This window comes from Thermopirellula anaerolimosa (assembly GCF_054657335.1).
On record NZ_BAAHYX010000007.1, the window covers coordinates 1 to 14,251 of the forward strand.

5 protein-coding genes are annotated in these 14,251 nt (G+C 62.3%); all 5 read left to right on the forward strand.

From position 1 onward, the window contains the following. Positions 1-317, forward strand: a 317-nt coding sequence (locus ACYQ6J_RS17715) for a hypothetical protein (protein WP_460185564.1), incomplete at its 5' end; no start/stop codon positions are given. Continuing rightward, positions 310-1,242, forward strand: coding sequence for a glycosyltransferase family 2 protein (locus ACYQ6J_RS17720; protein ID WP_460182146.1), 933 nt, complete (start codon positions 310-312; stop codon positions 1,240-1,242). The genes ACYQ6J_RS17715 and ACYQ6J_RS17720, both read left to right, overlap by 8 nt. A gap of 639 nt (positions 1,243-1,881) precedes the next feature. After that, complete coding sequence (locus tag ACYQ6J_RS17725) at positions 1,882-4,803, forward strand: tetratricopeptide repeat protein (RefSeq protein WP_460185716.1); 2,922 nt, start codon at positions 1,882-1,884, stop codon at positions 4,801-4,803. Positions 4,804-5,960: 1,157 nt separating this feature from the next. Then, positions 5,961-9,521: an Ig-like domain-containing protein gene (locus ACYQ6J_RS17730; protein ID WP_460185565.1), complete on the forward strand. Its 3,561-nt coding sequence runs from the start codon at positions 5,961-5,963 to the stop codon at positions 9,519-9,521. Beyond that, positions 9,479-13,894: a hypothetical protein gene (locus ACYQ6J_RS17735; RefSeq protein WP_460185566.1), complete on the forward strand. Its 4,416-nt coding sequence runs from the start codon at positions 9,479-9,481 to the stop codon at positions 13,892-13,894. The genes ACYQ6J_RS17730 and ACYQ6J_RS17735 overlap by 43 nt, the downstream gene beginning before the upstream one ends. The last annotated feature ends 357 nt before the right edge of the window (positions 13,895-14,251 follow it).

Sequence of the window (14,251 nt, forward strand, 5' to 3'; positions counted from 1 at the left end):
CGTTCCGAGCCCGTTATGGATCAAAGGTCCGCGTGGTGGATTCCCGCAAGCATTGGGCCTTGCCTATGGGGCCGCGCGGCGAAGAAACCCTGCCGGCTGACTGCGTGGGGCCCGGATACTCGGTGTATGACTGGCACGTCTATACCTGCTGCAACTCGCCGGCCATTCCGATGGCCCTGGGGACGCCGATCCACGAGACGCCGCGATGCCGGCTCCAGCCGGGGTTCATCGAAGCGCTGCTGCCCCTGCGACAAAAGATGGACCGGTACTGCCGGGCCTGCATCGGCAACCGGAAGGTGCAACCGTGGCTTGGTTAGTATCCGCCCCCAGGCCCCAAGTCCCATGCCCCAAGCCCCGATGAAGATCGCCTGCTTGTGCGCGACGTTCAACCGGCCGGCCCAGCTGGCCGAGGCGGTCGAGTCGTTCTTGCGTCAGACCTACCCGGCCGAGCTGCGAGAGCTCGTCATCCTCGACGACGCCGGGCAGTACGACCCGGCGGCCTGCGACCATTTGCCCGGGGTGAAGCTCGTCACCACCCGGCACCGCTTCCGCACACTGGGTGAGAAGCGGAACGCCTCAGCGGCTCTGGTGTCACCCGATGTGGACGCCTACGCCGTGTGGGACGATGACGACATTTATCTGCCCTGGCACCTGGAGACGATGGCGCAGGTCTTCGCGGCCGGTATCTCCTGGTCGCGGCCCGCGGAGGTCTGGATCGACCGCCGCACGCACTTGCAGCGTAAGACGACCGGCGGGCTGTTCCACGGTTCGTGGGGCTTCACCCGCGAAGCATTTCTGGCCGTAGGGGGCTATCCCGCCATGCAATCCGGTCAGGACCAGGCCCTTGCCGGGCGACTGAAGAAGGCCGGCTTCAAACCAGTATCACCGAGTGAGCTGGTTACCCCATCCGGACTGACCGAGCTTGCCACCACTCCCAGTGCAAAGCCAGTACAACCACGCTCCCAAGCTTCCTCTTCCCATCAAGCCCCAGTTTCCCCCGTGGCCAGCGATACAGCGCCTTCCCCTGACGGCGGTGACGTTTCTTGCCTTTCCCTTCCTTCCTACATCTACCGCTGGCACACCTACCCCGGCGCCCGGCACATCTCGGCCCTCGGCAAGGACGGCTACGAGCGGCGAGGCGAGGAGACCATCGCCCCCATCTCCTGCGTCACGCCGCGGTGGTCGGCCTGCTGGGACGGACTGGCGCTGAGGGCAACGCCGCCCCAGGCAACGGCGTCGTAAGTACAGCCCTCGAGGCGGCCGCTCGCAGGATTCCCCAGGCGTTCTGCTCGCGTCGGCCGAAGCATCTGGGCCACTGTCGTCCGTCCATCTCCCGCTACCCCGCCGACTCGATCGACTCCAAAGCGTAGGGGGCAATCCGCACAACCCCGTGACAGATGCCCGTCAAAATGTCAGCTCTGGTTGGGTATCATCCCCCACTGCCGACCGGCCGGCACGAGGGATGTGAGCCGGTAGGCGAAAAAATCTTGGAGGGGGTACTTGACAACACACACACACACAGACTTAGACTAGACGGCGCAATCCCGGAATACGGGAATATTCGCTGGCGGTGTTGGCGCCCGCGCTGAACCGTACTGCGGCCACTCGGGTGCCCAGGGCGGAGGAATTTCCGCGCCAGCCATATGGCCAAAAAGTGTGGGGAAGGGGACGATGGGCAGCAGCGTACCCGACCTGACGGCACAACGCAGCCGCCACGGCCCGCACCGGGCCGGGGAAGCGGCCCAGGAGGGAGCGTCTCGCGGTGGAGGGGCACATCAGGAGGGCATATCGAGGGTCCCGACATTGCGGGCAGGGGTAGAGGCCTTCCAGCGGCGCTGGCCCGGGGCGAGAAGTCCGAGCCACCAGTCGCCCATTTTTCTGATGGCTGCGGGGTGGCGTACCGGATCAACTCTTCTGCAGAGGATGCTCTCCGGCGATTGTCTGATCTGGGGTGAGCCCTTCGGTCAAGGAGGTCTTCTGGATTCGGTGCCCGACCTGTTTCGAAGGATCACCGGTTTCTGGCCGGAGGAATCCTTTTTCTTTCGCGGACAAGGGCGAGTCGAGCGGACGTGCGGGCCGATCGAGAACCTATATCCGTCGCCGGAAGACCTGGTGCGGGCTTATGTGGGTTTCTTCGAGAGGCTGTTTGCCCAACCGGCCGCGGAGGCGGGATTTGCCCGCTGGGGGATGAAGACGGTGCGGCTGTCGGCCGATCACGCCTTTTTCTTCCGCTGGCTCTTTCCCCCGGCGAAGTTGGTCTTCCTCACGCGCAACCCCTATCACGCCTTTCGCTCGTATTGGACGATCAGCCAGAGGCGCGGCGTGCGTTGGTTTCACCGCTGGCCGGATCGTCCTGTGACGCCCGAACATTTTGCCCGGAACTGGGCGGAACTCACCGCGGGTTTCCTGGAGCACGCGGAGGAACTTGGGGCGCACTTTGTGCGTTACGAGGATTTGATTGGCGGCGCAGTTGCGCTCGGGGAATTAGAGGAGTACCTGGGGGTCCAACTGTCACGGGATGCCCTGGCCAGCAACCCCGGCGGGTGGCCGATTCCCGATGAAGAACTGGCCGCCCCGTATTACGAGGCGATCGCCCAATGGGTGGAACCATTGGCGGAAAGGTTGGGATACGCCAAGCCAACGGCGGGCAGTCCTCAAGGCTTTCGCCAAGAGGTGCCGAAGGAGGCATCAGCCGACCAAACTGAGCGAGCTTTCCAAGAGGCGCTTGGCGCCCATCAGCGGGGCGATCTGGAGACTGCTGAACGGACCTATCGGCGGATATTGGATCATGAGCCGAATCACGCCGGGGCCTGGCATTTTCTGGGGGTCATCAGTCTTGTGCGGCGAGACTATCCGGCTGCGCGGCAGCAACTGGAACGGTCGCTGACCCTTTGCGACAGCAAGGCGGTTTACTGGAACAACTACGGGGCCTTGCTCAAGGAAGTGGGAGAGTATCGGCAGGCGGAAGCGGCGTTTCATCGGGCCCTGCAAAGGAATCAAGACTATGCCGACGCCTGGGCCAATCTGGGCCATGTGCAGTACCTTCTGCATCTCGCGCCCCAGCTTGTCGAACGCTCCTTGCGAAGCGCCCTGGCTTTGAACCCGCACCATGCGGACGCGACTTTCTGGCTCGGCGACTTCTATCAGGCCTGTGGGCGTGCCGCCGAGGCGGTGGCGCAGTATCGTCGCGGATTGGAGCTTGCCCCGGAGTACCCCGGCGGCCACAAGCGGCTGGCGGAGACGCTGGCGGCAGCCAACCAGTTCGAGGCGGCAAAGGATGCGTTCCAGGAGGCGATTGCCCGCCGGCCCGAGGATGTACAGCTTCATCTGGCCCTAGGCGCGGTCCATGCCAAGCTGGAAGAGGTCGAGGCAGCCAAGGAGACCTACCGCAGGGCCGCCTTGCTGTGTCCGGAGCGGGCGATCTGGAGGTGGAAGTACCTGGGGGTGTGCCCGACGGTCTTTGATTGCGAAGAGGATATCGAGCAGTACTGGCAGGGGCTTCAGGAAGGCTTGCTCGAAGCCCTCGAAGAGAAGGTTTCTTTGGATTGGCGGGTGCTCCCTTTCGATGGTTACACCCCTTCGTTCAACCTGCCGCATCTGGGGCGCTGTTGCCGGGAGATCAAGGAGCTGTTCTCGGCGCGGTTCGAGCCGGCATTCCCTCAGCGGGCTTTGCAGCCGGGCGGGGGGCGTAAGATCCGCGTCGGTTTCCTGGTCACCGCCGGGCACGAAGGGGGTTTCTTGCGCGGCATGTCGAAGATCGTCGCCGGGCTGGACCACCGCTTTGAAGTGGCGATCTTCTGCGCGGAGGGGGCAGTGGGCCGGTTTCGAGCCGCAATCGCCCGCGACGATGTCCGCTACGTGAGTTTTCCCCGGCGGTTCGATCAGGCGGTGGAGGCCGTCCGGGAGACACGGTGTCACATCATTTACCACTGGAAGGTCGGCCCCGATCCCTGGAGCTATTTCCTGCCCATGGCCCGGCTGGCCCCGGTTCAATGCGTCTCCTGCGGTTCTCACGGCACCAGCGGCGTGCGGGCCGTGGATTACTACATCTCTTCCCCTTGGATGGAATGCCCGGAAGAAGCGGTGGATTCGGCCCAGCATTATACCGAGAGGCTGATTCTGCTGGAGACGTTCCCCATGTTCCAGTCGCGGCAACCGATGCCGCAAGACGTCGGCCGGGGCCACTTCGGGTTGCCGGGAGAGGGGGCCTTTTACTTCTGCCCCCACCGGCTGCCGAAATATTGCCCGCAGTTCGATTTCTTTCTCCGCGACATCCTGGAGGCAGACCCGCGGGGGTTTGTCGTGCTGCTGGCAGGCCCCGACGGGCGGCTGGCGGAGAAGCTCCGCCGCCGCATGGAGGGGAACTTGGGGGTCGTGTTTCGGCGGGTTTATTTCCGGTCGGCGATGCCCGTGGCGGAATACTATCGTTTGCTGCGGTTGGCCACTGTGGTGCTCGATACGCCTGTATACGCCAGCTGCCTGACGGCCTACGACGCCTTTTCGATGGGTGTCCCGGTGCTCACGCAGCCGGGGCCGTTGGCCGTGCAGTGCTATGCCGCGGGCCTGTACCGGCGGATGGGAATGGAGGATGAATTGGTGGTATGGGACGGAGACGAGTACGTGGCCAAGGCGGTCAGGATCGGCACCGAGCCGGAGTACCGCGAGCACCTGGTACGGTGGATCGGCCAGCGGGCCGAGGCGGTGTTCGACGACCAGCGGGTGATCGGCCAGTACGAGCGTTTCTTCGAAAGTGCGATGGAGAGAACTCCGGCGGCAGGTGCCGCGATGGCCGCCGCAACGTGACGGCCCGGCGGTGGCCCGTCGGAACGTTAGCTGGGAGCGGATGATCGAGTTGCTTTTTAGGAAGGGCAGAGACTATGCGGACACTTGGAAGCATCCGCACGGTAGCCGGAAGGCGCCGCTGCGTCTCGGGGAGTGCGAAGGGTCGCACGAAGCGGCTCAGTCTGGAGTTGCTGGAAAAGCGAATTCCCGTCAGCTCGTCGGTGTTGGGCGTGGTCGGGCTGGCTCTCTTGGGAGATTTGTTCGACGACACGGGCCGGGCGGCCCTTTACAGCGAAGACACGGATGGGGCGACGAGCGGCCCTCGCAAACGAGCCTCACCGGCTGAGGCGTTCTCCTGGGATTCGCACGAGCGGCGAAGCTTGCTCTCCGTCTTTCGTTCCAAATCGCTGGACACGAGTGCCGACGGGCGGTCCTATTTCGAGGGCCGGCAAGGGAGCGGTCCGGCCAGGGCGGTTGACGATGCGCAAAGTCTCTTTGTCTCGGCTGGCTCTGCCGAAGTGGGCCGTCCCTTGCAATTCGGATTGGGTGAAGGGTTTTCGGTCCAGATGGCGGGCCTGGGCCTTGGTGGCTCTGCGGGGCTAGGCGGGGGTTTTCGTGTCCCGGCGGCCGCCGCCTGGGGCAGCTCTTGGTTTGTGCCATCTCTTCGGGCAGATGGGGTGGGTGGTGGAGAAACCGGGAGCGCATCCAGCACTTCGAGCGGCAGTCCGCTTGCCCGGCATGCCGCGAAGCCGATAGCGCCCTCCGCACGCCCGCTTGTGACCTTGTCCGACGACGGGCCTACCCCGGCAGCTTCCCTGTCGTCGGCAGCGACTCCCGAGCGAGCTTCTTCCCCTGCGGCCGGAGCGTCACCGGCAACCGGCGGCGTACCCGCTGGTCCCCCAGCGATTGCCGCCCCGGGTGCAATAGGGCCGACGATTGGTGATCGAACCGGCGCCGACGTTGCACTACACCGCAGTATCGGTCGACCTCTTGAGGGTATGTCCTCGATTACGCTCTCGGACGAACCCTCCGTTGGCGACGGCCTACTCCTCCAGCCAGGAGGCTTCGTTTTGTCTCCTGACGCTTCGGCCGATTTCCTTCAAACGTCACCTGACCCGGTTCGCACCATTGGCAGTGAGACGGCCGGCGGTATTTCGCCTGCGGGCGGCTGGTTCCCCATGTACCCACACCGGCAATCGGAGCTTCTCGGAAACGCACTCAACGGTGCCCATCACACCGAAGGGAAGCGGCTGGTCGTCTCCTTGGATACCGGCCCGCGGCACGGTTCGTTGACCCTCGAGGAGGACGGGAGTTTCGCTTATCGTCCCGAGAAGGGGTTCCTGGGGTTCGACGAGTTCACGTGCGCGGTGAGCACTCTGGACGGGCGGGCGTCGCAGATCGCCACGGTTGTCATTCCCGTCTTGCCCGAGTTCGATCCCGGGGCAAGTCCGGCAGTAGGCGCACTTGCCCCCACGGGCTCGCGGGCGGCTGTTTTCGATGCGTATTCGGCCGCAAAGACGGTGGACGGGGGAGAAATCCTGCGGGCGTGTCAATGGGAGGTTGATCCAACGTCGATGTTTGTGCCTTCGCTGCAAGGGGACTTCGTGGGATCGTTTTCCTGGGATTTCCCCATCGGCTGCTTGCCTGCGGTGACAGGGGATGCCGGCGAGGGAACCGGTGTGATCACCGTCAGTTGCGAGGTGGCCTCGGCGGAGGACGCGCAAGGCAACTGCTACTACAGCGAATTGGTCTACTGCTCTTATTCGTTCCACTCGCTCGGCAGCCGGTATTTCGGAGAACGAATCACGCGGATCGACGCCTTTGCGGTGGACGGTGTCGTGTCGTACTGTTACACGTCACGCGCACTGGACACAAGCAGCGTGCCGTCCGCGGTTGCCGGCACTGTGGACATCGCCGAAGCCCGCTTCAGTGGTCGCGTGGATACGGTGAGCATCGACTCCACGATCGTCGCTTATCAGGCCGCCGGCTCGGCCGATGCGGCCCGCGCGCTCGAGATTCACAACCAGGTCTTGGAGACGGATTCGGTAGGCAGTAGCCCTCGCAGCGAGACTCAGGACGGTCAGATGCTCCAGGGGGGCGAGGAGACATCCGAACGCTTGGCCACGTTCGTGATCACGCGCTTCGATTATTCCTTCCTGCCGGAGCAGGACGAGTGGATCTGCGAAGGCACGCGGCAGGAGAGCGGCAGTGAGATCCTTACGGCGGACTACCAATTGACGAGTACGCCCTCGCTGCCAGTCGAAGGACCGGTTGTCGAGGCGTCGTCACCCGCCACCGGCCTGACGACGGCGGAGGATGCGACATGGGCTTCATGGCCTGAGGCTGACAAAGTCGTCCGTGAAACCGGTCAGACCACGCAGGTCCACCAGTACACGGCATTTTCGGTACTCCGCGGCGGCGTATGGGATTCCGTCAGGACTGGGACGCGGAGCACGCAGGCCACCACCGAGGAGGCCATCCGTACCGCAGCCGACGGGACCGACTCTTGGGGGACCGACACGGTCTCCCAAACGCAAACCACCGAAACGGAAGCGTATCAAATGGTTTTCTTGTCGGGGGTGTTGGCCGGCGGCGCGATGACGCTGTCGGGCGAAACGACCAGTACCAAGAACAGTAGCCACAGCGGTACCTATACGATCAGCACATTCGAGAGTTCCGGCGGCATTCAGCTGGAGCGGAGCGGCCAGGGAGCATGGAGTGAATCGTCTCAGTACAGCTACCAGGACTCGTACGAATATACGAAGACCTTTGACATCGGCGACCCCGAGGACCCCGAGGACGACGTGTGGGTGCTCAGCAGCGGCTATTCCCAGACGCAGGTCTTGGAGTCCACTGAGTTCGGGGACATTGCCTCCGGCACTTACGTCAAGACGATTCTCAACGGCCCCGGGCCTGAGGACGACGAGGTCATCGAGGGTTGCTGGGATGAGGGGGTGGTGGAGCTGTATTGGTCCCACCGGACCGTGGAGTCCACGGTGGATGCTTCCGGCCAGTGGGTCAATGGCGGCACGGAAGAATTTAGCGAGTCGGGCTACCGCTACGTCAATACGACGACGGATGACATGGAATACTCACGCTCGATCACCGGAGGGACGGTGAGCGGCATCATCGGAATGTACGAGGGCAAGTTCAAACTGTACGACTTTGCCGGTACTCGCACGCTGACCGAAATCGAGGGCCAATCGGTTTGGGTTTTGAGCGCAGGCACGGGCAGGGAAATCGAAGCCGAATCGAGCGGGCGGTCCTATGACGGCGCGGGGACCTACACGATCAGCGGCAGTAGCGGCAGCGGGGCCGACTATCAGAGCTGGAGCATCGACGGCTCGATCGTGGAATTCGGGCGGATCGGGGGCGGCCATGCGGTGATCACCGACTACGAACCCGCAGACCGCATGTGGCAGGTAACCGATGTAACTCCGGTGCTATACAATACGGAATGGATTTACTACAGCGACACGTCTAGCGGCCAGTACACGCAGGGGCCCATGTCGGGCCAGATTACCCAGCGCGACGGCCTCTACTGGTACCGGTGGGACGCTTTTGTCTGGGAGGATCCCAACCAGCCGGGCATCCTGGCAGGCACGGCCATCGAGCGGGCTCTTCTGAGGCTGGATAACGCCAGCAGCGCTTCCGGCCAGATCGAGGATTTCTATGCCGGATTCGGAGATAGTGGCTGCGGTTATGGTCAAGTGACCTTCCAGCGGGAAGACAGCGATCAAAGCAGCTTCCGCCAAGAGACCGGAATATCGTTCACCTTGGTACAGGAGACCACGGGCTGCGGATGTGGCTGCGGGTGCGGCTCCGGTGCCGCCCATTTCTGGCGACACGAATCGGGATGGCTGGACGAGTCCGCCTCAAGGGAGATGACCACGCGCCGCTGGACCGACACTCCCCAACAGGCGTCCTCGGGCTGCGAGCCGGGCGTCACCGAGCGGACCATTGAATTCGACGAGACCGACGGGTGGTCCACTTCGCGCAGGGAGCGATGGGCCATCGTACCAGAGGAGTCGACCCTGGACCATGAGGATTATTACCTGGATCGGGTGGAGGTCTGGCAACTCGCCGACGGCAGCGGCATCGAGCGGTTCTGGAATGACTACTCTGCCCGCGAAACGACCTCCGGAACCGAAAACATCACTTACGACGGTCAGCAGATGGAAGGATCCTCCAATCGGACGCTGGATCGCTCCTTCGCGCGAACACTCACGATCGAGGAAGAATTCGATCGGGTCAACAGCCGCTGGGACTACACCTACAGCGGGACGGGCTGTGAATCGATCGATGACAGCTCCACGGGATGTGGCACCTACACCCCTGAAGCGTCCTGCGGCTGTGGTTGTGGCTGCGGTTGTGGAGGAGGCTCTCCGGCGTACGATGGAACGATCAACTATTCTCGTGCCGAGGAATTTGAAACGAGTCGCAATCTCGTTTACTCCAAACCTGCAAGCCACGAGAGTGTTGCCCCGAGAACGATCTACGACGGTCCCACCAGTTTGTCGAGCGGCTGCGGGTGCGACGGCGGCATTCCCTCTCCGGGCATTTGGGACAGCGCCGGGTGGGCCGTCTCGGGCAGCGGTGCAGGGACGATCCAGGAAACATGGCACGTGGACCATGGAACGTTCGATTGCGTCGGCATCGGCGCAGGTGTGCAGGGACGATCCAGGAAACATGGCACGTGGACCACCAGCGCCAGCGCGATTGGACCGGCGCGCCTATAGGAGGCACCACGCTTTCCGGAACAGAGACCGAAAGCAGTGATGACACGTGGCTCTACAGCTTGACCTTCAGCGAAGCCAAACCGCAGGGTACGTCTTCGACCGCCTGGCAATTCACTAGCGTCTCCGGGGAAGGTGGTGGTCTGTTCTATGCCGATCACACCATCGAAGGATCGGGTAACTACCAGTTCGATGTCAGGCAAGGGCTCGCCACGCTCCAGGGCGTCAAGAATTATGGCGAGTCTCTGATCGAGACCAACCGTTATACGATCGGCTTCCACATCACGCCCAACGGCCGGATCGCCTTCGACCTTTCCGGGCATGCCGCCCAGTGGCTGGTCAAGGATTTCGACTACAATGGCGAGACCGGCGCCACGTCGTACGCCGGCGGCAACGGCACGATGAGCCTCGAAGAGTCGGGTTGTGTCCATGCCGATCAGGTGCGCGCGGTGGATTGGCAGTACGACGGCAGCGACTACGACGCCGATGCGGAAACGACGAAGGCCACCCGCGGCTCGCACGTACACGATTACCAGGATGATTACAGCTACAGCGGGTGTGGCTACTCCTATAGCTCTCATGCCTCGTGGCCTGAGAACAGTTCCTGGCAGAACGTGTTGACCAAGCGGCACTCCTTCTCCGACTCTGCTTGGCCGACCCTTTGGACGGGCCGTTTCACCTCTTACGAACAGTCGGGCTCGGGCTGTGGCGCTGGCTCGAAGGCCACCAGTTACTGGAGTTCCGGCTGCGGTTGCGGCGGTGGCAGCTCGCAAAGCGACCAGTACGACTGGACCGGGTGCTGGTCGGAGTCCTACGACTCGGTCCCCGACGAGTATTCCCTCAGCGGTGGAATCGACAACCATGTAACCGGCACTGCCAGTGGTTGCGGGTGCGGAAGCTCCTACGACCAGTGGGTTGACTATATCGGCTTCCGCTGGCCGACCTACACCTCGCCCTATGCCTTCGATTACGTCTACCCCACGCAGACGGGCAAACTCAACGGTGGCCTGGGAGAAGGTTGCGGGTGCGGCTGCGGCGGCCTGTACGGTTTCGAGACCTACGTTCCCATCGGTCGCACCAGTGATACTTCGGCAAACAGCACCATCGGTCGGCTACCCAGCGGGGGACTCATCTCACCCTCACCGCTGGCTGCCGCCCACGATCTCGGCCCGCAGTTGGCCCCGTTCGCCACGCTCCCGGAGGCTCCCGCCGCGGCGCAAGTGGTGGGGCTGACCAGCTACCGGGAGCCCAACGCCATCCACGGCAACGGGTCCCCCGAGTTGCCCCAGAACGTGGTGTTCGCCGAGTGGGGAGCCTGGCGCGACCGCGATCGGCTAAACCAAGCTCTGGAGGACGCCATCGAGGAACTGGCCAACTTGACGACGCCGCCACCCGGCGGCCCGCGGCCCGACAAGACGGAGATGCCCGGGGTGGTGGTCCTGGATCTGTACGACACGGATCAAAGCGGCGATCAGTCGGTGACGGTGAGTGTGCCAAGCGGGGCCGGCTCGGGCCATACGCTGCGAGCACCGGCGGGGTCCGACGCCCTGGTGGAGGCCTCGCTGGAGGGCGGCAGCCTGACGATCTCCGTCCCGCAGGGCTCCACCTCTGCCGGCCTGACCGCCGTCACGGTCGTGGGCAAGGATGCCGATGGCCTGCCGGTCGCCTGGACGGTGTTGGTCCATGTCGTGGCCGTGGAGGGCTACACGGTCGAGGAGCAGGCCTGGGGCGAAACGACCTGGGACGCCCCGGAAGATTCCGGCGACGATTGGGCCTTGCTGTGGCAGTGTAACGACTACCGCTGGCTGCCGCAAACGACGTTCGACGGGCTCGTGACCGCCGCCGATTGGTCCTTCGCCTCGGTAACAGTTGATTCGAGCCGCGAGCGTTGGGCCTACGGCACGCCCAGCAGCACCGGCGTTGTGCCGATCAGTCCCGTCGTTACCTTCGGCGGCCAGAACATCTACTTCGAAACGCTCAACACGGCCGCTGTCGGCCTCCACCGCCAGACAACGCTCGACGAGGCGGGCAATCCCCAGGTGGTGTACAACGCCGACCAACCTCGAGTGGCGGTCACGTATGTAAGCCTCGTGGAGTGGGATCCGGTTTCCTGGTCGCGGGAAATCGAGGTGACCGACTACGGGACCTCCACGGGCGTGGCCAAGCTCACCACCGGCGAGGACGGTTATCTGGTCTATCCCGACTACGCCCAGCATCCGGTCGTTCCGCAGCCGATCGACCACAACACGGTGCGAGTGAAAGTCGAGCTGGGCGCTCCGGTGCCTGAAGGTATGGTCGGCACGGTCCACCTGGTCTGGTTCGATCCGGATAACACCGTAGCGAACGTTCCGTCTGCTCCACCGGCCAATACCGGTCACGGGATCCGCGACAACGCCGCCTCGCTCGTAGCGGCCGGCGGCGGGCTTCCGGGTTTCAGCCTCGATTTCACCACCGAAGGCCCCTCACCCAACAGCCACTGGATGAAGAAGGCGTACCTGGCCATTGAAGATGCCCGGTATGGCGACAACTTCATCGTGGCCGTGCATCCCCACTCGGGGATTGCCGAGACGTTCGAGTTCCGCGACGACCGGTCGGGCAACCTGGTGCTCATGCACCCGAACAACACGGGCCTGTGGACGCCGCTACCGGACGACAATGATCCCAACGACGACCCGGCCGATGGCGTCCAGGATCACCGCACCTCGGTGCTGACCATCATCCCCTCAGTGGACATCGACACCGACAGCGACAACACCGGCGTCATCGACCGCAGCGACGGGGAAGAGGAGATCGAAAATCAAGCCGATCGTCCTGGTAAATTGCTCGTTGTCAACAGTGACGATGACAACGAAAACGGCATTCAGGACTATGTGGAGAACGCCGACTACAATTATCCGGATGGAAGTGCGTGGGTTCCGTTCACAGATGACGAATTGTTTAAGGTTGTGCTTGATTATGGCTTTGAAGATCTATGTGGGATGGATGGGTTGGTGTTCGAACTAAAAGTGACCGTCGGACGCGGCCTAAACTACTGGGCTGATGCGGAAAAGACGCCTATCACGGCTGATCCCGTCTTTGCTCCGGACGAGGTGATGACAATTGTTGAAGCAGGCCATGAAAAGGTGATTTACCGGTGGTTTGTGACTAACGGTCTGCTGTTTTGTCCAGATACAATATATGTTGAGGGAATCCCGGAAATCCCCTTGGTCGATTCAATGATCTGGACTGTAGCAAAGCCAAATGTTCCACAAGATCCAAACAGCGACCCGGCATACACCGCAATCGACACAGACACTGTGCGGTGCTCCACGTTCGGTATGGTGTTAACACCATATACGCCGAGCACGCGTCACATTGCGCCTATGCCCATCCCGATGCAGAAGTGGAAGGAGAATGGCGTTGGCATCAGGCGCAATGGAGATTATGATAATGGTGGAGGGGCGCGGGACTGGTTCATTAGCGATACGGTCCCTGGAGAAAACGACCTCATCCGCATCGATGTCGACATTTATCCTGCTTCCGGAGTCACCTACTTTGTGAAATGCAATTCCCCTGATGTTAGGTTTTGGAGTTCGCCCACAAAAGGCGGCTCGCCTTTGGACACGACAGGCGACGGCTTGGTGCTTACGAGTGACCAAAGCCTTTGGGTCGAATGGACCAGCTACAGTGACACCGCTGCTACCCTGATCGCTGAGGTTTGGCTCGACGATGCGACCACCGAGGAGTATCGTGCTTTGACCGAGTATCTGACGCTCAGGCCGTTCGAGAGTGTGACTGCCGCTTTCGTCGGAGAGCATGAGACGGCTGGCGACCCGGCAGAGTCACCAGGCCTAAACGACCTGGTAATCAAACTGCTACTGGATGGCTATGACGTTCATGTGTGGGATGACGGCCATGACTGGTGGCAAGCGGACGAGGCCGACGAATGGGGGCGTGGCCCAGCGCATGACGAGATCGTACACGCTGTTAATCACCGTGGGGTAACTCAGGTTGCGTTGTTGGGATACAGTCATGGCGGTGGGACCGTTTACCATGTTGCGTGGCGGCTTGATAACAACTACGGGGCAAGCGACGGAAGTACGATTGTGGAACCTTATGAACTCGTATTCGCGTCGTACCTCGATGCTGTTCGAAACAACCGTTACTCTGATGTGACTCCCGAAACCCGCCGCCCTCCAGGAGCGTCATTCTTTCTGAATCAATATCAGACCAATTCGTGGTTGCGGGGTGGCCCTGTAGAGAACCTGCAGCCGGGCGATTTGGAATACGATCGCAGCGCTCTGGGGGTTGAGCATAGCGGTGACCTTTCAATCGATTTGCATCCCTTGGTAATCCAAACGATCTCGAATGGGTTCGAAGCACGGGTAGCTCGCTAGCGCGGCCGTGTTACGCGGTTACATCTTCCGCAGTCCACAAGCGGAGTATACTATGGGACCTAGCGCGAAGCGCAAAATGCCTACTTGGTTGGCAGTGTGGACAGCTAGTCTGTCCCCTTTCTTTCTGTTAATTGCTACGCAGTGGATGGGACTGGAACTCTGGGGAGTTCACGGGGATGCGACTGATCCATCAGGCCGGAGGTTCGTGGCTGCATTCTGTGCAACCACCGTGATCGGGCTTGTGGGGACCTTGGCAGCCGTCGTTGCAGCAATTCGCATTCGATTCCCATATCGGCTGCTGTTTTGGCTTATCGCCTTGGTAGACCTTTTCGTGAGCGTCTTCCTGCTCGTCACTGT

Excerpts from the sequence above, each read along its gene's own strand:
- ACYQ6J_RS17725 (WP_460185716.1), top strand. The coding sequence starts at position 1,882 with ATGGCTGCGGGGTGGCGTACCGGATCAACTCTTCTGCAGAGGATGCTC.
- ACYQ6J_RS17730 (WP_460185565.1), top strand. The coding sequence starts at position 5,961 with ATGTACCCACACCGGCAATCGGAGCTTCTCGGAAACGCACTCAACGGT.